Source organism: Polaromonas sp. P3_A5 (genome assembly GCF_056403055.1).
In genome coordinates this window covers 283,501-305,815 of record NZ_JBFUGF010000001.1, presented here as the reverse complement: position 1 = coordinate 305,815, position 22,315 = coordinate 283,501, and the positions used below count along the sequence as shown (strand labels likewise).

At 61.0% G+C, this 22,315-nt stretch carries 24 protein-coding genes and 1 tRNA gene; 15 read left to right on the top strand and 10 right to left on the bottom strand.

Features of this window, described 5'->3' with window-relative positions:
- Positions 1 to 44 precede the first annotated feature (44 nt).
- From AC1DU8_RS01540 to AC1DU8_RS01510, 7 genes are all read left to right on the top strand, one after another.
- Entirely contained in the window at positions 45 to 974 is a 930-nt protein-coding gene (locus AC1DU8_RS01540; RefSeq protein WP_457281378.1) for a branched-chain amino acid ABC transporter permease, read from the top strand.
- A gap of 137 nt (positions 975 to 1,111) precedes the next feature.
- On the top strand, positions 1,112 to 2,188 hold the full coding sequence (locus tag AC1DU8_RS01535) for a branched-chain amino acid ABC transporter permease (protein WP_457281379.1): 1,077 nt from the start codon (positions 1,112 to 1,114) through the stop codon (positions 2,186 to 2,188).
- Between the two features lie 126 nt (positions 2,189 to 2,314).
- A complete protein-coding gene (locus tag AC1DU8_RS01530) occupies positions 2,315 to 3,649 on the top strand; it encodes an ABC transporter substrate-binding protein (RefSeq protein WP_457281380.1) in 1,335 nt (444 codons plus the stop codon).
- A 182-nt stretch (positions 3,650 to 3,831) separates the two neighbouring features.
- The gene (locus AC1DU8_RS01525) at positions 3,832 to 4,641 is read left to right on the top strand and encodes an ABC transporter ATP-binding protein (protein ID WP_457281381.1); all 810 of its coding nucleotides are present in this window, start codon (positions 3,832 to 3,834) and stop codon (positions 4,639 to 4,641) included.
- A 131-nt stretch (positions 4,642 to 4,772) separates the two neighbouring features.
- Positions 4,773 to 6,032 carry a phenylacetate--CoA ligase family protein gene (locus AC1DU8_RS01520; protein ID WP_477701976.1) on the top strand — a complete coding sequence of 420 codons (1,260 nt, stop codon included), beginning with the start codon at positions 4,773 to 4,775 and terminating at the stop codon, positions 6,030 to 6,032.
- A gap of 190 nt (positions 6,033 to 6,222) precedes the next feature.
- Positions 6,223 to 7,218 (top strand): tripartite tricarboxylate transporter substrate-binding protein, encoded by a 996-nt coding sequence (locus tag AC1DU8_RS01515; RefSeq protein WP_457281383.1) that lies wholly within the window; start codon positions 6,223 to 6,225, stop codon positions 7,216 to 7,218.
- A 231-nt stretch (positions 7,219 to 7,449) separates the two neighbouring features.
- On the top strand, positions 7,450 to 8,403 hold the full coding sequence (locus AC1DU8_RS01510) for a Bug family tripartite tricarboxylate transporter substrate binding protein (protein WP_457281653.1): 954 nt from the start codon (positions 7,450 to 7,452) through the stop codon (positions 8,401 to 8,403).
- A gap of 83 nt (positions 8,404 to 8,486) precedes the next feature.
- Here the strand turns inward: AC1DU8_RS01510 and AC1DU8_RS01505 are convergent, their stop codons facing one another.
- Complete coding sequence (locus AC1DU8_RS01505; RefSeq protein WP_436156923.1) at positions 8,487 to 8,789, bottom strand: DUF1840 domain-containing protein; 303 nt, start codon at positions 8,787 to 8,789, stop codon at positions 8,487 to 8,489.
- Between the two features lie 140 nt (positions 8,790 to 8,929).
- On the opposite strand from AC1DU8_RS01505, the gene AC1DU8_RS01500 reads away from it, so the two are divergent.
- The 8 genes from AC1DU8_RS01500 to AC1DU8_RS01465 all read left to right on the top strand — a co-directional run bounded on the left by AC1DU8_RS01500 (position 8,930) and on the right by AC1DU8_RS01465 (position 17,238).
- Positions 8,930 to 9,679: a 2OG-Fe dioxygenase family protein gene (locus AC1DU8_RS01500; RefSeq protein WP_457281384.1), complete on the top strand. Its 750-nt coding sequence runs from the start codon at positions 8,930 to 8,932 to the stop codon at positions 9,677 to 9,679.
- 156 nt (positions 9,680 to 9,835) lie between these two features.
- Positions 9,836 to 12,172, top strand: a complete 2,337-nt coding sequence (locus tag AC1DU8_RS01495; protein WP_477701974.1) for a bifunctional salicylyl-CoA 5-hydroxylase/oxidoreductase — start codon at positions 9,836 to 9,838, stop codon at positions 12,170 to 12,172.
- 37 nt (positions 12,173 to 12,209) lie between these two features.
- The gene (locus AC1DU8_RS01490) at positions 12,210 to 12,698 is read left to right on the top strand and encodes a MarR family winged helix-turn-helix transcriptional regulator (protein WP_457281386.1); all 489 of its coding nucleotides are present in this window, start codon (positions 12,210 to 12,212) and stop codon (positions 12,696 to 12,698) included.
- Positions 12,695 to 13,549, top strand: a complete 855-nt coding sequence (locus AC1DU8_RS01485; protein WP_477701973.1) for an enoyl-CoA hydratase family protein — start codon at positions 12,695 to 12,697, stop codon at positions 13,547 to 13,549. The genes AC1DU8_RS01490 and AC1DU8_RS01485 overlap by 4 nt, the downstream gene beginning before the upstream one ends.
- 26 nt (positions 13,550 to 13,575) lie before the next feature.
- Positions 13,576 to 14,757, top strand: coding sequence for an acyl-CoA dehydrogenase family protein (locus AC1DU8_RS01480; protein WP_477726365.1), 1,182 nt, complete (start codon positions 13,576 to 13,578; stop codon positions 14,755 to 14,757).
- Entirely contained in the window at positions 14,754 to 16,409 is a 1,656-nt protein-coding gene (locus AC1DU8_RS01475) for a benzoate-CoA ligase family protein (RefSeq protein ID WP_457281389.1), read from the top strand. The genes AC1DU8_RS01480 and AC1DU8_RS01475 overlap by 4 nt, the downstream gene beginning before the upstream one ends.
- Positions 16,406 to 16,846 (top strand): acyl-CoA thioesterase, encoded by a 441-nt coding sequence (locus AC1DU8_RS01470; protein WP_457281390.1) that lies wholly within the window; start codon positions 16,406 to 16,408, stop codon positions 16,844 to 16,846. The genes AC1DU8_RS01475 and AC1DU8_RS01470 overlap by 4 nt, the downstream gene beginning before the upstream one ends.
- The gene (locus AC1DU8_RS01465) at positions 16,843 to 17,238 is read left to right on the top strand and encodes a RidA family protein (protein ID WP_457281391.1); all 396 of its coding nucleotides are present in this window, start codon (positions 16,843 to 16,845) and stop codon (positions 17,236 to 17,238) included. Before AC1DU8_RS01470 ends, AC1DU8_RS01465 begins: the two co-directional genes overlap by 4 nt.
- A 143-nt stretch (positions 17,239 to 17,381) precedes the next feature.
- On the opposite strand, the gene AC1DU8_RS01460 is transcribed toward AC1DU8_RS01465, so the two are convergent.
- The 9 genes from AC1DU8_RS01460 to secY all read right to left on the bottom strand — a co-directional run bounded on the left by AC1DU8_RS01460 (position 17,382) and on the right by secY (position 22,313).
- Positions 17,382 to 17,458 (bottom strand) — tRNA-Met (locus AC1DU8_RS01460).
- An 18-nt stretch (positions 17,459 to 17,476) separates the two neighbouring features.
- Positions 17,477 to 17,878, bottom strand: coding sequence for a 50S ribosomal protein L17 (gene rplQ / locus AC1DU8_RS01455; protein WP_122954335.1), 402 nt, complete (start codon positions 17,876 to 17,878; stop codon positions 17,477 to 17,479).
- A gap of 85 nt (positions 17,879 to 17,963) precedes the next feature.
- Complete coding sequence (locus tag AC1DU8_RS01450; RefSeq protein WP_122954336.1) at positions 17,964 to 18,953, bottom strand: DNA-directed RNA polymerase subunit alpha; 990 nt, start codon at positions 18,951 to 18,953, stop codon at positions 17,964 to 17,966.
- A gap of 95 nt (positions 18,954 to 19,048) precedes the next feature.
- Complete coding sequence (gene rpsD / locus AC1DU8_RS01445; protein WP_457281392.1) at positions 19,049 to 19,672, bottom strand: 30S ribosomal protein S4; 624 nt, start codon at positions 19,670 to 19,672, stop codon at positions 19,049 to 19,051.
- Between the two features lie 132 nt (positions 19,673 to 19,804).
- Positions 19,805 to 20,209: a 30S ribosomal protein S11 gene (rpsK, locus tag AC1DU8_RS01440; RefSeq protein WP_007869288.1), complete on the bottom strand. Its 405-nt coding sequence runs from the start codon at positions 20,207 to 20,209 to the stop codon at positions 19,805 to 19,807.
- Between the two features lie 13 nt (positions 20,210 to 20,222).
- Complete coding sequence (rpsM, locus tag AC1DU8_RS01435; protein WP_074579313.1) at positions 20,223 to 20,588, bottom strand: 30S ribosomal protein S13; 366 nt, start codon at positions 20,586 to 20,588, stop codon at positions 20,223 to 20,225.
- 24 nt (positions 20,589 to 20,612) lie between these two features.
- On the bottom strand, positions 20,613 to 20,726 hold the full coding sequence (gene rpmJ, locus AC1DU8_RS01430; RefSeq protein WP_028820150.1) for a 50S ribosomal protein L36: 114 nt from the start codon (positions 20,724 to 20,726) through the stop codon (positions 20,613 to 20,615).
- A gap of 30 nt (positions 20,727 to 20,756) precedes the next feature.
- Positions 20,757 to 20,975: a translation initiation factor IF-1 gene (gene infA / locus AC1DU8_RS01425; RefSeq protein ID WP_007869286.1), complete on the bottom strand. Its 219-nt coding sequence runs from the start codon at positions 20,973 to 20,975 to the stop codon at positions 20,757 to 20,759.
- A gap of 18 nt (positions 20,976 to 20,993) precedes the next feature.
- Positions 20,994 to 22,313 carry a preprotein translocase subunit SecY gene (gene secY, locus AC1DU8_RS01420; RefSeq protein ID WP_457281393.1) on the bottom strand — a complete coding sequence of 440 codons (1,320 nt, stop codon included), beginning with the start codon at positions 22,311 to 22,313 and terminating at the stop codon, positions 20,994 to 20,996.
- Positions 22,314 to 22,315: the final 2 nt, after the last annotated feature.

Sequence of the window (22,315 nt, the reverse complement as noted above, 5' to 3'; positions counted from 1 at the left end):
TCCCAGCAACCCACGACGTCTCCGCCCAGCGAAGGGAGCCAGTGATGGGTTCATTTTTAGAGACGATTATTGGCGGCCTGATGTCGGGCATGCTGTATTCGCTGGTCGCATTGGGCTTTGTGCTGATCTACAAAGCCTCGGGTGTCTTCAATTTCGCCCAGGGCGCGATGGTGCTGTTCGCGGCGCTGGCCATGGCGCGTTTTTCCGAGTGGATTCCGCAGTGGACGGGACTGGACAGCAAGTTCATCAACAATGCATTGGCCTTTGCAGTCGCGCTGGCCATCATGGTCGTGGTGGCCTGGTTGATTGAAAAGCTGGTGCTCAGCAAACTCGTGAACCAGGAAGGCGTCGCGCTGCTGATGGCGACGTTGGGCATTTCGTATTTCCTGGACGGCTTCGGCCAGACCATCTTTGGCTCCAGCATTTACAAGATTGACGTGGGCATGCCCAAGGATCCGATGTTCCTGCTGGAAGGTGTCTTCCAGGGCGGCCTGCTGGTGAACCAGGAAGACCTGGTCGCCGCGCTGATCGCCACCGCCCTGGTGGCGGCACTGGCCGCCTTCTTCCAGTACACGAGTACAGGCCGGGCCTTGCGCGCCGTAGCCGACGACCACCAGGCCGCGCAATCCATCGGCATTCCGCTCAACCGCATCTGGGTCATCGTCTGGAGCGTTGCCGGCTTCGTCGCGCTGGTGTCCGGCGTGATCTGGGGCAGCAAGCTGGGCGTGCAGTTTTCGCTGTCGGTGCTGGCGCTCAAGGCGCTGCCGCTGGTGATTTTGGGTGGCCTGACTTCGGTGCCTGGCGCGATTGTGGGTGGGCTGATTCTGGGCGTTGGCGAGAAACTGGCCGAAGTCTTTCTCGGCCCTTACGTCGGCGGTGGTATCGAGATCTGGTTTGCGTATGTACTTGCGCTGTGTGTCTTGCTGGTCCGGCCTCAGGGCTTGTTCGGCGAAAAAATCATCGATCGCGTATAGACATGAAGCCCCCACGCTTGTCACTTCGAGCCTTCGGCGCGCTGCCCCTTACATGTGAATTGGGGCCGATGCGCCTACGGCGCGGCAAAGCCCAGCGCACAACTTCTTTTATTGCGATCTAACGGCGGCTCACCTTTATGTTTTACAGAGAAAACGGCCAGTTCAAAACCAACTACCGGGCTGACCAGCAGATCTTCCCAATCCTGCAGGACCGGATCGCCATCGGCTTGCTGTTGGCGTTCGCCTTCGTTGTCGTGCCATTGTTGGCCAGCGACTACCTGTTCCGCGCCATCCTGATTCCCTTCCTGATCTTTTCGCTGGCAGCCGTTGGGGTGAACATCCTGGTCGGCTATTGCGGACAGATCTCGCTGGGCTCGGGTGCCTTTATGGCGGTGGGGGCCTATGGCGCCTACAATTTCTTTGTGCGTATTCCCGGCATGCCGCTGATTCCAGCACTGATCCTGGGCGGCTTGTGTGCCATGCTGTTCGGCATCCTGTTCGGGCTGCCCAGCCTGCGCGTGAAAGGCCTGTACCTGGCGGTGACCACGCTGGCCGCGCAGTTCTTCAGCGACTGGATGTTTTTGCGCATCAAGTGGTTCACGATGGACACGCCTTCGGGTTCGGTGTCGGTCTCCAACCTGCAGGTGTTTGGACTGCCCATCGAAAGCGCGCTGAGCAAATACCTGTTTTGCCTGGCCATCGTGGTGGTGATCACCCTGCTGGCCAAAAACCTGGTGCGCAGCGCGATCGGCCGCGAGTGGATGGCCATTCGCGACATGGACGTGGCAGCCGCCGTGATCGGCATTCGCCCGATGTACGCCAAGCTCAGCGCCTTTGCAGTCAGCTCTTTCATCATCGGCATCGCTGGCGGCCTGTGGGCCTTTATTTACCTGGGCGCCTGGGAGCCTGCCGCCTTTTCAGTGGACTACTCCTTCCGCCTGCTGTTCATGGTGATCATCGGCGGCATGGGCGCCATCATGGGCAGCTTCTTCGGCGCGGCCTTCATCGTGGTGCTGCCGATTGTGCTGAGCCAGCTGCTGCCGGTGCTTGCCGGCTGGCTGGGTATATCGATCTCCACGGCGGGCATCTCGCACGCGGAACTGATGATTTTTGGTGGGTTGATCGTGTGGTTTTTGATTGTCGAGCCGCATGGGCTGGCCAAGCTGTGGGCCGTTGGAAAGCAGAAATTACGGCTATGGCCATTCCCCCACTGAGCGCTCCGATACGCCAGGCCTAGGGTTAAGAATTACTCGAAATCACCAATGCGCAATGGATTGTTAGGTCGTTTACTGAGGTGTCAGTTTTTTTCGCGGTGTTTATAAATTTTCCAGGAGACAACAATGAAGATTCGTAACGTGATGTTGGCGGTGGCGATCCTCGCCACCGGCGCTTCGTCCCTCGTGGCGACCAGCGCATTCGCACAGGCCAAAGAGCAATTCTTTCCGGTGCTGTCTTACCGCACCGGGCCTTACGCGCCCAACGGCGTGCCCTGGGCCAACGGCTATGTGGACTACCTCAAGCTGGTCAATGCCCGCGGCGGCATCAATGGCGTGAAGATCTCGTTTGAAGAGTGCGAAACCGGCTACGACACCGCGCGCAGTGTCGAATGCTACGAACGCCTGAAAGGCAAGAACGGCGGCGCCACGCTGGTGCAACCGCTGTCTACCGGTGCGACGTTTGCCATCACAGAAAAAGCCCCCGTCGACAAAATTCCGGTGGTGACCGTGGGCTATGGCCGCAGCGAGAGCGCAGACGGCTCCATCTTCAAATGGAACTTCCCGATTGCCGGCACCTACTGGGTCGCCGCCGACGCCATCCTCCAGGCCATCGCCAAGAAGGAAGGCGGCTTCGACAAGCTCAAGGGCAAACGCATTGCGCTGGTCTATCACGACTCGCCGTTCGGCAAAGAACCCATTCCGCTGATGCAGGAACGCGCCGCCATGCACGGCTTCACGCTGCAGCTGCTGCCCGTCACCGCGCCCGGTGTCGAGCAAAAAGCCACCTGGCTGCAGGTTCGCCAGTCGCGCCCAGACTACGTTGCACTGTGGGGCTGGGGCATCATGAACACCACCGCCATCAAGGAAGCGCAAGCCACCGGCTACCCACGCGAGAAGATGTACGGCGTGTGGTGGGCCGGCGCAGAGCCTGACGTGAAAGACGTGGCTGAAGGCGCCAAGGGCTACAACGCCGTGACCATGCAGCACGGCGCCGAGCCGAATTCCAAGCTGGCCAAAGACATGCTGACCCTGGTGCACGGCAAAGGCCAGGGCACAGGCCCCAAGGAAGAAGTCGGCCAGGTGCTTTACATGCGTGGCGCCATGAGCGCGATGCTGGGCGTGGAAGGTTTGCGCGCCGCGCAAGACCGTTTCGGCAAGGGAAAAATCATGACCGGCGAGCAAGTGCGCTGGGGCCTGGAAAACCTGAACCTGACGCAGGCCAAGCTGGATGCGCTGGGCTTTGCCGGCGTGATGCGGCCTATCAGCACCTCGTGCACCGACCACATGGGTTCGGCATGGGCGCGCATCCATACCTGGGATGGAAAGGAATGGAAATTTACCTCCGACTGGCTGCAGGCTGATGAGCAGGTGATCAAGCCCCTGGTCAAGTCCACCGCCGCCAAGTACGCCACCGAGAAAAAGCTGACGGCGCGCACACCCGCTGACTGCCAAAGCTAGGCTCCCCCCGTGGCGGCGCTCTGCGCCGCCTCCCCCTCAAGGGGCGGCACTGGTGGACCGGCAAAGCCGGATCCACGGTGCCCTTGCCTTGAAATCCTTCCGCCAGGCGGGAGGGGTGCGGCTCTCGCGAGCCGCCAATTGGAAGGCCTGCACGCAGGTCTTCCAATTGGTCAGGAAAAAATATGGACACACCTAACATCGTTCTCAATGTCAACGGCATCGAGGTTATCTACAACCACGTGATCCTGGTGCTCAAGGGCGTCTCGCTGCAAGTCCCGCAGGGCCGCATCGTGGCCATCCTGGGCGGCAACGGCGCGGGCAAGACCACCACACTGCGCGCGATTTCCAATCTGCTCAGGGGTGAGCGCGGCGAAGTCACCAAAGGCTCCATTGAGCTGCGCGGCGAGCGCATTGAAAACCTCTCGCCGGCCGACCTGGTGCAACGCGGCGTGGTGCAGGTGATGGAAGGGCGGCACTGCTTTGCCCACCTGACCATCGAGGAAAACCTGCTGACCGGCGCCTACACGCGCAGCAGCAAGGCCGAAGTGGCGGCCAACCTGGAGAAGGTCTACAACTATTTCCCGCGCCTGAAAACCCGGCGCACCTCGCAGGCGGCTTATACGTCTGGCGGTGAGCAGCAGATGTGCGCCATCGGCCGTGCGCTCATGGCCAGCCCTTCCATGGTGCTGCTGGACGAGCCCTCCATGGGCCTGGCGCCGCAGATCGTCGAAGAAGTCTTCAACATCGTGAAGGACCTGAACCAGAAGGAGCAGGTCACCTTCCTGCTGGCCGAGCAGAACACCAACATGGCACTCAAATATGCCGACTACGGCTACATCATGGAAAGCGGCCGCGTGGTGATGGATGGCGCGGCCAGCGACTTGGCCAATAACGAGGATGTCAAGGAGTTCTACCTTGGCGTGGGCGGCGGCGAGCGCAAGAGCTTCAAGGATGTGAAGAGCTACAAGCGCCGCAAACGGTGGCTGGCCTGAATGGCCCCCACGCTTGTCACTTCGTGTACTGCGCTGCCCCCCGAGGGGGCCGCTGCGCCTGCGGCCCGGCTAAGCCGGTTCCGCGGCCCCGGCTGGTTTAAGACCTCTCCTTGCCCAGGTTTTCTCCAAATATGACCACACATTACGACTCACTGGAAGTGCGAAGCCCTGCGGAACGCGAGGCGGCGCTGCTGACCGCCTTGCCGCAGCAGATTGCCCATGCCAAGACCCGGGCCCCCGCATTCACAGCCATCCTTAAAGACGTTGACGCCCAGGCCATCACATCACGTGCGGAACTGGCGCAATTGCCCGTCACGCGCAAGCATGAGTTGCTTGAGCGCCAGCAGGCCGAGCGCGCGCCCGGTGGCAGTGGCAATGCATTTGGCGGTTTCAGCGCCTTGCGCTACGGCGCGCATATGCCCCATGTTTTTGCCAGCCCTGGCACCATTTACGAGCCCGGCGGCAAGCGCAAGGACTACTGGCGCATGGCTAGGGCCTTGTATGCCGCCGGCTTTCGCGCCGGCCAGCTGATTCACAACAGTTTCAGCTACCACTTTGTGCCGGCGGGCTCCATGATGGAAACCGGCGCGCATGCCCTCGGTTGCACCGTGTTCCCGGGCGGCACCGGCCAGACGGAGCAGCAGGTACACGCCATGGCGGAACTCAGGCCGGCCGGCTACATCGGCACACCAAGCTTCCTGAAAATCATCATGGAGAAGGCCGCCGAAATGAAGGTGGAACTGCCGACCGTGACGCGGGCACTGGTTTCAGGCGAGGCGTTTCCCCCCAGCCTGCGCGACTGGCTGGGTGAGCGCGGCATTGCGGGCTACCAGTGCTATGCCTCGGCCGACCTGGGCCTGATTGCCTATGAAACCGAAGCGCGGGAAGGCCTGGTGCTGGATGAGGGCGTGATCGTGGAAATCGTGCGCCCTGGAACGGGTGACCCGGTGGCTGAGGGCGAAGTGGGAGAGCTGGTGGTGACCACCCTCAATCCCGGCTATCCGCTGATTCGCTTTGGTACGGGCGACCTTTCCGCCATCCTGGCGGGCACCTGCCCCACGGGACGCACCAATGCGCGCATCAAGGGCTGGATGGGACGAGCCGACCAGACCGTCAAGGTCCGCGGGATGTTTGTACACCCCGGACAGGTCGCCGATATCGCCCGGCGCTTTCCGGAAGTGATCAAGGCCAGGCTGGTCGTCAGCGGAGAGATGGCGAGCGACAACATGCATTTCCAGGTAGAAACCGCTTCCGCCCCGGATGGCCTGGAACAGCGTATCGGCGACGCCATCCGTGACGTCACCAAACTGCGTGGAACGGTCCAGCTAATGGCCCCGGGAAGTCTCCCCAACGACGGAAAGGTTATTGAGGATGCACGTAGTTACAAGTAGAGCCCCCAGCTTGTCGCTGCGCCTGCGGTCTGGCGAAGCCAGTCCCGCAGCCCCTGCTGGCCTGAACTCCCAAAGCCCGGGGTTGCGCGCTGCCCGCAAAGCGACCGGGGGCTAGCCCTTACGTAGTTCCCGCGATGTTTGCGCAGTAAGCGGACCGTAAACTTGGCGCGTTCATCACAAGGAGACGCTCATGAAACGCCTGTTAGTCCTCGCCGCTGCTGCAACGGCCATGTTTGCAGCCCACGCGCAAGCCCCCGCCTTCCCCGGCTCCAAGCCAGTCACTCTGGTGGTCCCATTCGCGGCCGGCGGCCCAACCGACCGTGTGGCACGCGACCTGGCCGAAGCCATGCGCAAAGCCATGGGCGGCAGTGCCAACTTCGTGGTGGAAAACGTCAACGGCGCCGGCGGCACCATCGGTGCGGCCAAGGTAGCCCGCGCAACACCCGATGGCCACACCCTGCTGGTGCACCACATCGGCATGGCGGCTGCGCCGGCCTTGTACCGCAAGCTGCCCTACAAGGTGCTGGACGACTTCGAGTTCCTGGGCATGATCAACGAAGTACCGATGACCATCATCGGCAAACCGCAGCTACCGGCCAACAACTACCGCGATTTCGAGAACTACATTCGCGCCAATGCCGGCAAACTCAACATCGCCCATGCCGGCCTGGGTTCCGCATCGCACCTCTGTGGCCTGATGTGGCAGGCAGCCATCAACGCCAAGGACGCGATGACCACCATCCCCTTCGGCGGTACAGCACCAGCCATGAATGCACTGGTGGGCGGACAGGTCGACATGATGTGTGACCAGACCACCAACACCACCGGCCAGATTGAAGCCGGCCGCGTCAAGGCGTTTGCGGTCACGACCGCCAAACCGCTGAAGAACAACAAGCTGCTCAAGGACTACCCGACGCTGCAGGAAATGGGCCTCAAAAACTTCGACCTGACGATCTGGCATGGCATGTACGCCCCCAAGGGAACGCCGCCGGCCGTGATGACCCAGCTCAACAACGCCCTGAAAGTGGCGCTCAAAGACCCCGACTTCATCAAGAAGCAGGAAGGCCTTGGCGCCGTGGTGGTGACCGACAAGCGCGTCGAACCTGCCGCCCACAAGGCTTTTGTATCGGCCGAGATCAACAAGCTCAAGCCCGTGATCGACGCCGCCGGCAAGTTCGCCGACTGATCCGTTGACCGTTTGATTGCCAGCCGCCCGGTTCACGCCGGGCGGCTTTTCTTTTTTTGGGTGGCTGGGTTGAAACCCTCTTGAAGCATGGACCCACGCACGCTATCTTCATGTGACCCCCGGCCGCGCCGGCCATCCCTGGAGCCCCTCTTGAACAACAACAGCAAGCCCTTTCTTTCCCGTCGCTACGGCGCTTTCCTGGCCACCGCGCTGACCGCCGTCGCCACCTTTATGGCCACGCCCTCCGCCTGGGCGCAAAGCGCCAGCTGGCCCACCAGGCCCGTCAAAATCGTCGTGCCCTTCGCGCCAGGCGGCACCACCGACATCCTGGCCCGCGCCATGGCACCTGAACTCTCCAAGGCATTCGGCCAGCCCTTTGTGGTTGAGAACCGTGCCGGTGCCGGCGGCAACATTGGCGCAGACGTGGTCGCCAAATCCACACCTGACGGCTACACCCTGCTGATGGGCACCGTGGGCACGCATGGCATCAACAAGTCGCTGTACAGCAAGATGGCCTACGACCCGCAAAAGGACTTCGCGCCCATCACGCTGGTCGCGGGCGTACCCAACGTGATGGTGGTGAATACCGAAAAGGCGAAAGCCGCCGGCATCAACAATGTCACGGACTTCATACGCGCGGCCAAAGCCAAGCCCGGCACTTTCAACATGGCCTCCAGCGGCAACGGCACGTCCATCCACCTGGCGGGTGAACTGTTCAAGACCATGAGCGGCACTTACATGACCCATTTCCCCTATAGCGGCTCCGGCCCGGCACTGCTGGCGCTTGTGGGTGGCGACATGGATGTGATGTTCGACAACCTGCCGTCTTCCATGCAGCTCATCAAGTCCGGCAAGCTCAAAGCCCTGGCCGTGACGAGCTCAGAACGCTCAGCCGCCCTGCCTGACGTCCCCACCATAGAACAGGCCGGCGGCCCGGCCATGAAAGGTTTCGACGCGAGCTCCTGGTTCGGCCTGCTTGCCCCCGCCGGCACGCCGCCCGACATCGTGAATCGCATCCAGCAGGAAACCGCCAAGGCGCTGGGCACGCCTGCGATGAAAGAAAAACTGCTGGCCCAGGGTGCGATTCCGAGCGGCAATACGCCGGCACAGTTCACGGCTTTTATTAACGCCGAACACAAGAAGTGGGCGCAGGTGGTGAAGGCTTCGGGGGCGAAGGTGGACTGAGTGCATATCAACTCACCACGCAAAAAGCCCTGTCACCAGGGCTTTTTTAATATGGCTCGGCGCGACCGCTGGCCCTGCTGAGCCTAAACGCCCCAAACCACCTCATGCCCCGACTTCAGGTTGCGCTGCAGCATGTCAATAAAAGGCACGGCGCGCTGGCGCAGGCCCAGGCCGTCGCCTGGGACGACGCCGTCTTCGGCATTGGCGTCGTGGGCTTCTTCATGCGCGATCGCTGCCTGCAGGGCGGCTATCGCGGCGGGCATTTGCTCGGGCAGGATGATGCCTTTGGGGGCGGGGTCTTTGCCGATGATTTCGAGGACCTTGCGGCCGTTGGCTTCGAGCATGATCACATCGCCGGCGTCTTTTGATTTGAATTTGTAAAGCATGGATGCTCCTCTAGTTGGACAGACAGGCCATTATGGAAAGTTTTCGGACGCGTGTATGTAGGCAGGTTTCACCTGTTGCGGCCTCGGGGTTCCGGCTGCGGCCGCCGGGCCGGCCGCGCGGCTCAAGCAAAATAGGGCCCATGTTCAATATCGCCACTGTCCCCAAGTCGGCTCGCCAGGCTCTCAGCCAGGATGGGCTGAGCCTGCTCAACCCTGCCGAGCTGACGGCCACGCTGGAACTGCCGACGCCGGCATGGACATCAGGCTGGCAGGCGCTGACAGACTCCTGGAACCGCTTGCCGCCTGACGCCCATCTGAAGGACGGCGGCCACTACCGCAAGCGCCGCCATTCCTGCTTCGTCCAGGAACTGGCCACAGGCACGCTCACGCAAACCCCGCATCGCGCCCACTGGCAACCCACCGATTACAACGCCCTGCACGGCGGCTTCGAGCGCTGGTTCGACCCGGTCGAGCCAGCGGTAGCTACAGCCCAGGCGTGGACGGACCTGCTGGCCAACCTGGGCAAGCTGTTTGCGCAAGTACAGCCCGCCGGGCGCTGGCATATTGAAGCGCACCAGTTCCGCATCGACACCGCGGGCGGCGTAGGCCGGCCCACGCCGGAAGGCGCACACCGCGACGGCGTGGACTTTGTGGTGGTGATGATGGTGGGGCGCCACGGCGTGAAGGGCGGCGAGACCCGGGTGTTTGACGCCAACGGCCCGCACGGCGTGCGTTTTGTGATGCAGGAGCCGCTGACAGCGCTGCTGCTGGACGACGCACGGGTGATTCACGAAACCACGCCCATACTGCCGGCAGACGATCGGACCGGCGGCGGTTTTCGGGATACGCTGGTGCTCACTTACCGGGCAGCCGGCTTTCAGGCACCCTGATATGCGGTTGGTGCGGCAGCCGTAAATACCGGCATCCCTCTGCCGGTGCGGTAACACCCGTTTTCCGGTGTTGCGGAAAACACCGGAAAACCCGCTTGACGGATTTAGTTTAAACCTAAACAATTAAGGTCAAATTAATCCAGAGAGTACGCATTCATGCACATTCTTTGCCTGGGCGGTGGTCCCGCAGGCTTGTATTTCGCCCTGCTGATGAAGCTGCAAAACCCGGCGCATCAGGTGACGGTGGTCGAGCGCAACAGGCCTTTTGACACCTTCGGCTGGGGCGTGGTGCTGTCGGACCAGACGCTGGGCAACCTGCGCCTGGCCGACCCGGTCAGCGCGCAACTGATCGGCGACGCTTTCAACCACTGGGATGACGTGGAGGTGTTTTTCAAGGGGCGCTCGGTGCGCTCCGGCGGCCACGGTTTTTGCGGCATCGGCCGCAAGCGTCTGCTCAACATCCTGCAGGAGCGCTGCATCGCGCTAGGCGTGGACCTGGTGTTCGAAACCGACGTGCAGGACGACCAGGCTATCGCTGCGCAATACAACGCCGACGTGGTGATCGCCAGCGACGGTCTGAACAGCCGCATCCGCAACCGGTATGCGGAGACCTTCAAGCCCGACGTGGAGCTGCGCGCCTGCCGTTTTGTCTGGCTGGGCACGCACAAGACGTTCGACGCCTTCACCTTTGCCTTCGAGCAGACTGAGCATGGCTGGTTCGCCGCGCATGCCTACAAGTTTGACGAGAACACTTCGACCTTTATCGTCGAGACACCCGAGGCCGTGTGGAAGGCGCACGGCCTGGACCAGATGAGCCAGGAAGACGGCATCGCATTTTGTGAACGTCTGTTTGCCAAATACCTGGACGGCAACCCGCTGATGAACAACGCGACGCACGTGCGCGGCTCGGCCATCTGGATACGTTTCCCGCGTGTGGTATGCGAGCGATGGGTACATGAGGTCGCCATCAATGGCAAGCAGGTGCCGATTGTGTTGATGGGCGATGCGGCGCACACGGCGCATTTCTCGATTGGCAGCGGGACCAAGCTGGCACTGGAAGACGCGATTGAGCTGACCAACTGCTTTGCCCAGCACGGTGATGCCACCGCGGCGCTGCAGGCTTATGAAGCGCTGCGCTCGGTCGAGGTGCTGAAGATACAAAACGCGGCGCGCAACTCGACCGAGTGGTTCGAGAATGTGGACCGCTACAGCGGCATGGAAGCCGAGCAGTTCTTTTATTCGCTGCTCACACGCTCGCAGCGCATCAGCCACGAGAACCTGCGTGTGCGCGATGCCGCCTGGCTGCAGGGCTATGAGCAATGGTTGGCTAAAAGCAGCGCACCGCATGCGCCGCCGCCCATGCTGCTGCCTTTGAAGACCCGCGAACTGAATCTGAAGAACCGCATCGTCGTTTCTCCCATGGCTACCTACAGCGCGGTAGACGGCGTGCCGCAGGACTTCCATCTGGTGCACCTTGGCGCACGCGCGCTGGGCGGCGCTGCACTGGTGTTTGTGGAAATGACCGCGCCATGCGCAGAGGGCCGCATCACCCCCGGCTGCCCGGGCCTCTGGAACGAGACGCAAGCCAAGGCGTTCAAACGCATCGTGGATTTTGTGCACGCCTCGGGCGCTGGCGCCAGGATTGGCATGCAGCTCGGCCACAGCGGCCCCAAGGGCTCGACACAAGTCGGCTGGGAGCAACCCGATGAGCCGCTCGCCACCGGCAACTGGCCGCTGCTGGCGGCCAGCGCCGTGGCTTACGGCCCCACCAACCAGGTGCCGAAAGCCATGACGCGCGCCGACATGGACCGCGTCAAGGCGGAGTTCGTGCAGTCCACGCATTACGCAGCCGAAGCGGGCTTTGACTGGCTGGAACTGCATTGCGCGCACGGCTACCTGCTGTCGAGCTTTATCACGCCGCTGACCAACCAGCGCACGGACGACTACGGCGGCAGCCTGGAAAACCGCTGCCGCTTTCCGCTGGAAGTGTTTGCCGCCATGCGTGAAGTGTGGCCGGCGCATCTGCCGATGAGCGTGCGCATTTCGGCGCACGACTGGGCGCCGGGCGGTAACACGGCGGATGACGCTGTGGCCATCGCCCGGATGTTCAAGTCAGCAGGGTGCGACTTCATCGACGTCTCGTCGGGCCAGACCACGCGCGCGGCCAGGCCGGTTTACGGCCGCATGTACCAGACGCCGTTTGCCGACCGCATCCGCAACGAGGTGGGCATAAAGACCATCGCCGTGGGCGCGATCTCGGAAGTCGACCATGTCAACAGCATCATCGCCGCCGGCCGTGCCGACCTGTGCGCCATTGCCCGGCCGCACCTGGCTGACCCCGCCTGGACGCTGCACGAGGCCGCCAGGCTGCAAAGCCGGCATGTGGACTGGCCTCTGCCCTACCTGAGCGGGCGCGACCAGCTCTACCGTGAACTCTCAAAGAAAAAAGAGCTTGTAGCCCAGGAAGAACGGGCGCAAGCAGCTATCAAATAGATAGCGACAACGAATTACACCATCAAGGAGACAAGCCATGGACATGGAAGCAAGAGGGCACAGCGAACACCCCGAGGCCTTGCGGCTCTGGCTGCGCATGCTGACCTGCACGCAGCTGGTCGAGAAGCAGGTGCGTACCCAATTGCGCGAGCAGTTCGACACCACCTTGCCGCGCTTTGACCTGATGGCGCAACTTGAGCGCAGCCCGGAAGGGCTGAAGATGAACGAGCTGTCGCGCCGCATGATGGTGACCGGCGGCAACGTGACGGGCATTACCGACCAGCTGGTGAACGAAGGACTGGTGGAGCGTGTGGACGTGGAGGGCGACCGCCGGGCCTACCGCGTGCGCCTGACCCCCCGAGGACGAAAGCTGTTCGACGAAATGGCAAACGAGCATGAAGCCTGGATCGTCGCGGCCTTTGAGGCTTTGTCACCACGCGAGGTGGAGTCCCTGCACAAACTGCTGGGCAAGGTCAAGCAACACCACAACGCCCTGCTGGCTGACAGCAAACTGGAAACGACATGAAGCACTACATCAAGCTGGGTAACCCCATGCACGCGCAGTTCGATGCGCTGGCCCATCACCAGGCCGAACACTTCGCCTATTCGTTCGACGCAGGCGTGGCAACGCTGACCCTCAATCGCCCCGAGCGCAAGAACCCGCTGACGTTTGACTCCTACGCAGAGCTGCGCGACCTGTTTCGCACGCTGAACAGCGCGACTGACGTGAAGACCGTGGTCATCACCGGCGCCGGCGGCAACTTCTGCTCGGGCGGCGATGTGCACGAGATCATCGGGCCGCTTACCAAGATGACCATGCCCGAGTTGCTGGAGTTCACGCGCATGACGGGCGACCTGATCAAGGCCATGCGCCTGTGCCCGCAGCCCATCATTGCGGCAATTGACGGCATTTGCGCCGGCGCCGGTGCCATGATGGCGCTGGCCGCCGACATGCGGCTGGGCACGGCCCAGGCCAAGACGGCGTTCCTCTTCACGCGCGTCGGCCTGGCCGGTGCCGACATGGGCGCCTGCGCGTTGCTGCCGCGCCTGATCGGACAGGGGCGGGCATCGGAACTGCTGTTTACCGGCAGATCCATGAGCGCGCAGGAAGGCTTGCAGTGGGGCTTCTTCAACGCGCTGCACGAGCCGCAAGATGTGCTGGCGCAGGCGCAAAAGCTGGCGCAAGAGCTGGCCGACGGCCCGACCTTTGCGCACGGCATGACCAAAACCATGCTGCACCAGGAATGGGCCATGACGCTGGACCAGGCCATAGAAGCCGAAGCGCAGGCCCAGGCCATCTGCATGCAGACGCAAGACTTCACACGGGCGTACGAGGCCTTTTCAGCCAAACAGAAACCAGTGTTCCGCGGCGACTGAGCGCGGCAGGACGACAAGGATCACGCATGAGATCGACCACCGCCCACCTGGCGCTGCCTTTTTTTGACGAGGTTCACCGCGACCTGGCGCAGCGCCTGGCCGACTGGATGCCGCAGCAGCACATCGACGAAAGCGATGACCGCCGGGCCTGCAAGGAGTGGGTGAGCCTGCTGGGTGCCAACGGCTGGCTGCGCTATTGCGTACCGGCGGGTAAGGACGGCACCCTGGGCGGCGCACTGGAAAAGCTGGACTCCCGCGCGCTTGTCATCCTGCGCGAGACGCTGGCCTTTCATTCGCCACTGGCCGATTTCGCGTTTGCGATGCAGGGACTGGGCAGCGGCGCCATCACACTGGCGGGCACACCGGCGCAGCAGGCTGCCTACCTGCCGCAGGTGGCCAGCGGCAAGAAGATCGCGGCCTTCGCCTTGAGCGAGCCCGACGCCGGTTCCGATGCCGGCGCCATGGTGACCTCCGCCACAGACACGGGTGAGGGCTGGGCCTTGAACGGCAGCAAGACATGGATCAGCAACGGCGGGATCGCGGATTTCTACGTGACCTTCGCCAAGACGGACCCGCAGGGCGGCACGCGCGGCATTACGGCCTTCATCGTCGATGCGGCGAACAAAGGCCTGGACAGCAGCGAGCACATCGCCGTGATGGCGCCGCACCCGCTGGCCACGCTGAAGTTCGCGCATTGCAAGCTGCCGAGGGATGCGCAGCTGGGCGCGCTGCACGGCGGCTTCAAGCTGGCGATGCAGACGCTGGACATCTTCCGTGCCTCCGTGGCCGCCGCCGCACTGGGCATGGCGCGCCGCGCGCTGGCCGAGGCGGTGCATTTCTCGAAGGAACGCAAGATGTTCGGCCAGACCCTGGCCGACTTCCAGCTCACGCAGGCCAAGCTTGGCGAGATGGCGGCACTGGTGGACGCCGCTGCGCTGCTGACCTACCGCGCCGCCTGGATGCGCGACGAAAGCGAACGCCTGGGCAGCGGTGCGCGTATCACCGCCGAAGCGGCCATGGCCAAGATGACGGCCACCGAGAACGCGCAAAAGGTCATCGACATGGCGCTGCAGATGCACGGCGGCCTGGGCGTGAAAGTGGGCACCAAGGTGGAAAGCCTGTACCGCGATATCCGCTCGCTGCGCATTTACGAAGGCGCGACCGAAGTGCAGCAACTCATCATTGGAAAGGCCGTACTGCAATCATGAGCACCTCTGTCTCCGACCCAGTAGAAAAAGTGTCCGCGGCGCCCTCCGCGCAGGCAGACCGCTTTGTGCATGACCGCCTGCCGCAGCCCGGGCAACTGCCCCGCATGGTGTACGCGCTGCCCGAGCTGCGCATACCGGCGCAGGCCAATCTGGTGCAGGCCTTGTTTGACAAGGCCTTTCGCGAGGGACGCGCGGACAAACCGATGCTGCGCTCGGACAAGATCACCCTGACCTATGTCGACGCGCTGGAGCGCGTGAACCGCATCGCACAGGTGCTGATCGACGACTTCGGCCTGCAACCCGGCAACCGGGTGTTGCTGCGCGGCGGCAACTCGATCGGCATGGCGCTGGCCTGGCTGGGCGTGGTGCAGGCCGGGCTGGTGGCGGTGGCGACCATGCCGCTGCTGCGCGCCAAGGAACTCAGCGAGATCATTGAAAAGGCCCGGCCCGCGCTGGCATTGTGCGATGCAACGCTGCTGGATGAGCTGCAGGCGGCAAAGGCGCAAAGCGATACCTTGCCCACCGTCGTGCCCTTCAACCTGATGGACGCGCCGGGCTCGCTGGCGGTGCTGTCGGCGCAGAAGGACGGCAAATTTACGCCCTGCCCGGTGGCCGCCGACGACATCGCCTTGATGGCCTTCACTTCCGGCACTACAGGCAAGCCCAAGGCCGCGGTGCACACGCATCGCGACGTGCTGGCCGCCTGCGAGGCGTGGCCGCGCCATGTGCTCAAGGCCAAGCCGGACGACATCGTCATCGGCTCGCCACCGCTGGCTTTTACCTTTGGCCTGGGCGGCATGCTGATTTTCCCGATGTGGGCCGGTGCCTCTGTTTACTACCCCTCCATTGCCTATACGCCAGAAGCGATGGTCAAGCTGATCAACCAGGTCGGCGCAACGGTCTGCTACACGGCACCGACGTTTTATCGGCAGATGGCTGCGTTCGCCAAACAGCACGGCGTGCCCGGCTTGCGGATGTGCGTGAGTGCCGGCGAGAGCCTGCCTGACGCCACGCGGCAGCTATGGAAGGACGCTACCGGCATTGAGATGATCGACGGTATAGGCGCGACCGAGATGTTCCACATCTTTATCTCCGCAGCCGGCGCCGACGTGCGCCGCGGCGCCATCGGCAAGGTGGTGCCAGGCTACACCGCCAGGGTGGTGGACGACACCGGCGCGGAAGTGCCGCGCGGCACCATCGGCAAGCTGGCGGTGGTGGGGCCCACGGGCTGCCGCTACCTGGACGATGCGCGCCAGGGCAACTATGTGAAGGACGGCTGGAACTACCCGGGCGACGCCTTCATGCAGGACGCCGACGGTTATTTCTTCTACCAGGCGCGCGCCGACGACATGATTATTACCGCGGGCTACAACGTGGCGGGCCCTGAGGTGGAAGATGCCCTGCTCAAGCACCCTGCCGTGGCTGAATGCGGTGTTGTGGGCTTGCCCGACGACGACCGGGGGATGGTCGTCAAGGCCTTTGTTGTGCTCAAGCCTGACCAGGCAGCAAATGACGCCATGGCAAAGGCCCTGCAAGACCACGTCAAGGCGGCGCTTGCGCCTTTCAAATATCCCCGTCAGATCGAATTCGTTACCAAACTGCCGCGCACCGAAACCGGCAAGCTGCAACGCTTCAAGCTGCGCGAATCATGAAATTCACCGCGCAAAAGCTCGTCAGGTTTCACCATTGCGATCCGGCCGGCATCGTTTTTTATCCGCAGTTTCTCTATCTGTTGCATGAGGTGCAAGAGGATTTCCTGGCGCACATCGGCTTTCCCGAACATGTTCTGATTGCCGGTGGCACAGGCGTGCCGATTGTGGATCTGAAGGTCGAATTTCTCGGTATGTGCCGTCATGGCGACCCGCTGACAATCACGCTGGAACTGACTCGCCTGGGTAACGCGAGCATGGGTATGCAATACGAGATTCATGGCAGCCCAGCCTCGCCAGACGGCGCCGAAGTCATCAAGCTGAAAGCGCATGGCGTGGTGGTCTATTCAGAGCTCCCCAATGGCAAACCCCTGCCGCTTCCCGAACGAATGCGCAGCGCCCTGTTACCTTATTTGAAAACATCCTCAGGAAGCTCATGATCAAGAAACTACAACCGCCCGGCTGGGCCGAGCCCAAAGGTTATGCCAACGGCATCCTTGCACGCGGCGCCTTGCTTTTTGTGGGAGGCCAGATTGGCTGGAATGCACAGCAACAGTTCGAGAGCGACGATTTCATCGCGCAGACGCGCCAGGCGCTGCTGAACATTGCGGCCGTGCTGAAGGCCGGTGGCGCCGGACCGGAGCATATGGTCCGCATGACCTGGTATGTGTTGGATCGTGTCGAGTACGTGGCCAGGCTCAAGGAACTGGGTGCTGTCTACCGCGAAGTCATGGGAAAGAATTTTCCGGCCATGACATGTGTCGAGGTTGCGGGCCTGGTTGAAGACCGCGCCCAGGTGGAAATTGAAGTGACGGCGGTTGTGCCGGACTGAGCAACAGCTATACAGGCTTGCTGCAAGCAATGACTGCCGGCGACGTCACTGGCAGCAGAATCGCTGAACACCGATGAAAGCCGGAAAGCAAAACGCCTGCTTGATGCAGGCGTTTTGCTGTTGGCCTCGAAAGGCTAACGTGTTGGTTGCGCGGGCAAGATTTGAACTTACGACCTTTGGGTTATGAGCCCAACGAGCTACCAGGCTGCTCCACCGCGCGGTATTTATGTATTGTAGCTTACTCTGCCTTGGCCGTGTCAGCTGTAGTGTCTTCTGACACTTCAGGACGATCCACCAGTTCAACCAGTGCCATGGGCGCATTGTCACCAACGCGGAAGCCCATCTTCAGAATGCGGGTGTAGCCGCCGGGACGTGCCTTGTAGCGTGGGCCGATCTCTGCGAACAGCTTGACGACCATATCGCGGTCACGCAGGCGATCAAATGCCAAGCGCTTGTTGGCCAGAGTAGGTTCTTTACCAAGGGTGATCATGGGTTCGACCACGCGGCGCAATTCCTTGGCCTTGGGCAGGGTGGTCTTGATGACTTCGTGCTGCAGCAGCGAGTTCATCATGTTGCGCAACATGGCGAGGCGGTGCTCGCTGGTGCGGTTGAGTTTACGTAATCCGTGTCCGTGGCGCATAGTGTTTCCTTTTTTAAAATCCAGGCAGCCGTATCAGGTACTGCCCGTGCGAGATCCCCTTTCCGGCGGGATCTTGTGGTTCAAATTAACGCTTGTCGAGGCCGGCGGGTGGCCAGCTTTCCAGGCGCATACCAAGAGTCAGGCCGCGCGAGGCAAGCACTTCCTTGATTTCGTTGAGCGATTTACGGCCCAGGTTCGGCGTCTTCAGCAGCTCATTCTCAGTGCGCTGGATCAGATCGCCGATGTAGTAAATGTTTTCCGCTTTGAGGCAGTTCGCCGAACGAACGGTAAGTTCGAGTTCGTCGACAGGGCGCAGCAGAATCGGATCGAACTGCTGCGAGCTGCGCTGAACGGGTGCGTCAAACGCGGCCAGTTCATTGCCTTCGAGCTGTGCGAACACGGCCAGCTGCTCCACCAGGATCTTGGCCGAGGCACGGACAGCATCTTCAGCCGTCACCGCGCCGTTGGTTTCGATTTCCAGCACGAGCTTGTCGAGGTCGGTGCGCTGCTCAACGCGGGCGCTTTCAACGATGTAGCTCACGCGCTTGACGGGCGAGAACGACGCGTCCAGCACAATACGGCCGATCGATTTTGGCGACTCATCGCCATAGCGGCGCTGGTTGCCCGGCACATAGCCGCGGCCATTTTCAACCTTGATCTGCATGTCGATCTTGCCACCGTGCGACAGGTTCACGATCACGTGCTCAGGGTTGATGATTTCCACGTCGTGCGGAGTCTGGATGTCGGCGGCAGTAACTGGGCCTTCGCCGTCCTTGCGCAGGCTCAGCGTGACTTCGTCGCGGTTGTGGAGCTTGAACACCACACCCTTGAGGTTCAACAGGATGTTGACGACGTCTTCCTGCACACCGTCGATGGATGAGTACTCGTGCAGGACGCCCGCGATGGTGACTTCGGTGGCGGCGTGGCCGACCATGGAAGACAACAGTACGCGGCGCAGCGCGTTGCCCAGCGTATGGCCGTAGCCACGCTCAAACGGCTCCAGAGTCACCTTGGCGCGGTTGGCGCCGAGCTGCTCAACATTAATGGTTTTTGGTTTCAACAAATTGGTCTGCATGCAGTCTTCCTCTCAATACCCTCGGTTCGTTACACCGATAAGGCCGGCGAAGCACACCCTGGCGATACGGTGCCCCGTATCGCAGGAACGAAAAATTAGCGTGAGTACAACTCGACAATCAACGATTCGTTGACGTCGGCGGCAAACTCGTCGCGATCAGGTACCTTCTTGAAGGTGCCTTCTCCCTTGTCGGCGTTCACATCGACCCAGGCGGGCAGACCGACCTGTTTTGCAAGCTCCAGGGCTTCCGTGATACGGGTCTGCTTCTTCGACTTGTCACGCACGGCAATAATGTCGCCGGCCTTGACCATGTACGAAGGAATGTTGACAGATCCGCCATTGACCGTGATGGCCTTGTGCGAAACCAGCTGGCGCGCTTCAGCACGGGTCGAACCGAAGCCCATGCGATACACAACGTTGTCCAGACGCGACTCAAGAATGAACAGTAGATTGGCGCCGGTGTTGCCCTTGCGACGATCCGCTTCTTCAAAATAACGGCGAAACTGCTTTTCGAGCACACCATACATGCGCTTGACTTTTTGCTTTTCGCGCAATTGCAAGCCGAAGTCGGAAGTACGGGTACCAGAGGTACGGCCGTGCTGACCTGGCTTGGAGTCGAATTTGGCCTTGTCGCTGATGGCGCGGCGTGCACTCTTCAGGAACAGGTCGGTGCCTTCACGGCGGGATAGTTTGGCCTTGGGGCCTAGGTAACGTGCCACTTGAGTGTCCTTTTGTCATCTGCTGCAATGAATTGCAGGAGCCGGAGGTCGTAACCTGCGGCGGTGGGCTTGGTAAAAATGCCTGGTATCTGACGGGCTGAAACAACCCGCCGGATGCCTGGGCACGGGGAATTAAATGCGGCGGCGCTTTTGCGGGCGGCAGCCGTTATGCGGAACCGGGGTCACGTCGGCAATCGAATTGATCCGGATGCCGAGTGCGCCCAAAGCGCGGACAGATGATTCACGGCCTGGACCAGGACCCTTGATTTCGACGTCAAGATTCTTGATGCCTTGCTCAATGGCGGCGCGACCAGCCACTTCGGAAGCGACCTGCGCTGCGAAAGGGGTGGATTTGCGCGAACCTTTGAAACCCTGACCACCGGAAGACGCCCAGGACAAGGCATTGCCCTGGCGATCCGTGATAGTGATGATCGTGTTATTGAAAGAAGCGTGGACGTGGGCGATACCATCGGCCACGTTCTTGCGAACTTTCTTGCGAACGCGTTGTGCGGCGTTATTGCTTGGTGATTTTGCCATGACGACCTCTCAATTATTTCTTCAAAGCTGCAGCGGCCTTGCGCGGGCCCTTGCGGGTACGGGCATTGGTCCGGGTGCGCTGGCCACGCATGGGCAGGCCGCGACGGTGGCGGAAACCACGGTAGCAACCGATGTCCATCAGGCGCTTGATGTTCATCGTGGTTTCACGACGCAGGTCACCCTCGATGGTGAACAGGGCGATCTGCTCACGGATTTTTTCCAGGTCGCCATCGGTCAGATCTTTGACCTTTTTGGCGTAAGCGATGTCACATGCTTCGCAAATTTTGCGAGCGCGCGTGCGACCGATGCCAAAGATAGCAGTCAAGCCGATTTCGGCATGTTGCTGCGGCGGAATATTGATACCAGCGATACGAGCCATGTTCGTCCTCTAAAACTCTTGAAATCAGCCTTGACGCTGTTTGTGACGCGGATCCGTGCAAATCACACGGACAACGCCCTTGCGACGGATAACTTTGCAGTTACGGCAAATTTTCTTGACCGAAGCTGAAACTCTCATTTCTATTACTCCTAAACTTTCACTCTGTGCTTACTTGGCACGGAAAACAATTCGCGCGCGCGATAAATCGTAAGGCGTTAACTCAACCGTTACCTTGTCACCGGGAAGAATGCGGATGTAGTGCATACGCATTTTTCCCGAGATGTGCCCCAGTACAACATGTCCATTTTCCAGCTTCACCCTGAAAGTCGCATTGGGAAGGTTTTCTACAACCTCACCTTGCATCTGGATCACATCGTCTTTAGACATATCCCATCAAATACCCAGTTAACCGCCCAGTGACGTCTTGAAGTTCGCCTTTTTAAGCAACGACTCATACTGTTGCGACATCATGTAGTTCTGTACCTGGGCCATGAAATCCATGGTCACCACGACAATAATCATCAACGACGTACCGCCAAAATAAAACGGCACGTTGTATTTCAAAATCAAAAACTCCGGCAACAGGCACACGAATGTGATGTAAACCGCACCTGCCAGCGTCAAACGCACCAGGATTTTGTCAATGTAGCGCGCCGTCTGATCGCCCGGCCGAATACCCGGAATGAACGCACCGCTCTTTTTCAGGTTGTCCGCCGTTTCACGGCTGTTGAACACCAGCGCCGTATAGAAGAAGCAGAAGAACACGATCGCACTGGCATACAGCATTACGTAGATTGGCTGGCCCGGCGTCAGCGTGCTGGCGATGTCTTTGAGCCAGCGCATGCTTTCACCGGTGCTAAACCAGCCCACGACGGTAGCAGGCAGCAAAATGATCGATGAAGCGAAAATCGGGGGGATCACACCCGCCATGTTCAACTTCAACGGCAAGTGCGATGACTGCCCGCCGTAAACCTTGTTACCCACCTGGCGCCGCGCATAGTTCACAAGAATCTTGCGCTGCCCACGCTCTACGAACACCACGAAATAGGTCACCAGCACAACCACCGCGACGATCACAATGGCCACCAGAATGCTCATGGCGCCGGTACGCACCAGCTCCAGCAAGCCACCCATTGCGCTCGGCAAACCTGCCGCAATGCCTGCAAAAATCAGGATCGAAATGCCGTTACCCAAACCACGCTCGGTAATCTGCTCACCCAGCCACATCAGGAACATCGTGCCGGCCGTCAGGCTGAACACTGCCGTCATGCGGAAACCAAAGCCGGGCGCCAACACCAAGCCTGGCGAGCTTTCCAGCGCCACAGCAATGCCCATGGACTGGAACAATGCCAAAGCCAGCGTGCCGTAACGTGTGTACTGCGTAATCTTGCGCCTGCCGCTTTCGCCTTCTTTTTTCATCTGCTCGAACGTCGGAACGACGTACGTCAGTAGCTGCATGATGATCGATGCCGAGATGTACGGCATGATGCCCAGGGCGAATACCGTAAAGCGCGACAGGGCACCACCAGAAAACATATTGAACAAATTCAATATGCCGCCTTGTTGGCCCTTGAACAACTCCTTGAGCTGGCCAGGATCAATCCCTGGCACCGGGATGTGCGCGCCAATGCGGTACACCACGAGAGCCAGCAGCAAAAACACAAGCCGGTTACGCAAATCACCGTACTTGCCGGTTTTCGCAATTTGAGCTGAGTTGGTTGCCACTG

Coding starts and splice junctions, on each gene's coding strand:
- AC1DU8_RS01475 (WP_457281389.1), top strand. CDS start 14,754: ATGAGCACCTCTGTCTCCGACCCAGTAGAAAAAGTGTCCGCGGCGCCC.
- rplQ (WP_122954335.1), bottom strand. CDS start 17,878: ATGCGCCACGGACACGGATTACGTAAACTCAACCGCACCAGCGAGCAC.
- AC1DU8_RS01495 (WP_477701974.1), top strand. CDS start 9,836: ATGCACATTCTTTGCCTGGGCGGTGGTCCCGCAGGCTTGTATTTCGCC.
- AC1DU8_RS01535 (WP_457281379.1), top strand. CDS start 1,112: ATGTTTTACAGAGAAAACGGCCAGTTCAAAACCAACTACCGGGCTGAC.
- AC1DU8_RS01510 (WP_457281653.1), top strand. CDS start 7,450: ATGGCCACGCCCTCCGCCTGGGCGCAAAGCGCCAGCTGGCCCACCAGG.
- AC1DU8_RS01465 (WP_457281391.1), top strand. CDS start 16,843: ATGATCAAGAAACTACAACCGCCCGGCTGGGCCGAGCCCAAAGGTTAT.
- infA (WP_007869286.1), bottom strand. CDS start 20,975: ATGTCTAAAGACGATGTGATCCAGATGCAAGGTGAGGTTGTAGAAAAC.
- AC1DU8_RS01450 (WP_122954336.1), bottom strand. CDS start 18,953: ATGCAGACCAATTTGTTGAAACCAAAAACCATTAATGTTGAGCAGCTC.
- AC1DU8_RS01540 (WP_457281378.1), top strand. CDS start 45: ATGGGTTCATTTTTAGAGACGATTATTGGCGGCCTGATGTCGGGCATG.
- AC1DU8_RS01505 (WP_436156923.1), bottom strand. CDS start 8,789: ATGCTTTACAAATTCAAATCAAAAGACGCCGGCGATGTGATCATGCTC.
- rpsK (WP_007869288.1), bottom strand. CDS start 20,209: ATGGCAAAATCACCAAGCAATAACGCCGCACAACGCGTTCGCAAGAAA.
- AC1DU8_RS01500 (WP_457281384.1), top strand. CDS start 8,930: ATGTTCAATATCGCCACTGTCCCCAAGTCGGCTCGCCAGGCTCTCAGC.
- AC1DU8_RS01485 (WP_477701973.1), top strand. CDS start 12,695: ATGAAGCACTACATCAAGCTGGGTAACCCCATGCACGCGCAGTTCGAT.
- AC1DU8_RS01530 (WP_457281380.1), top strand. CDS start 2,315: ATGAAGATTCGTAACGTGATGTTGGCGGTGGCGATCCTCGCCACCGGC.
- rpmJ (WP_028820150.1), bottom strand. CDS start 20,726: ATGAGAGTTTCAGCTTCGGTCAAGAAAATTTGCCGTAACTGCAAAGTT.
- AC1DU8_RS01525 (WP_457281381.1), top strand. CDS start 3,832: ATGGACACACCTAACATCGTTCTCAATGTCAACGGCATCGAGGTTATC.
- AC1DU8_RS01480 (WP_477726365.1), top strand. CDS start 13,576: ATGAGATCGACCACCGCCCACCTGGCGCTGCCTTTTTTTGACGAGGTT.
- rpsM (WP_074579313.1), bottom strand. CDS start 20,588: ATGGCTCGTATCGCTGGTATCAATATTCCGCCGCAGCAACATGCCGAA.
- AC1DU8_RS01520 (WP_477701976.1), top strand. CDS start 4,773: ATGACCACACATTACGACTCACTGGAAGTGCGAAGCCCTGCGGAACGC.
- AC1DU8_RS01490 (WP_457281386.1), top strand. CDS start 12,210: ATGGACATGGAAGCAAGAGGGCACAGCGAACACCCCGAGGCCTTGCGG.
- AC1DU8_RS01470 (WP_457281390.1), top strand. CDS start 16,406: ATGAAATTCACCGCGCAAAAGCTCGTCAGGTTTCACCATTGCGATCCG.
- AC1DU8_RS01515 (WP_457281383.1), top strand. CDS start 6,223: ATGAAACGCCTGTTAGTCCTCGCCGCTGCTGCAACGGCCATGTTTGCA.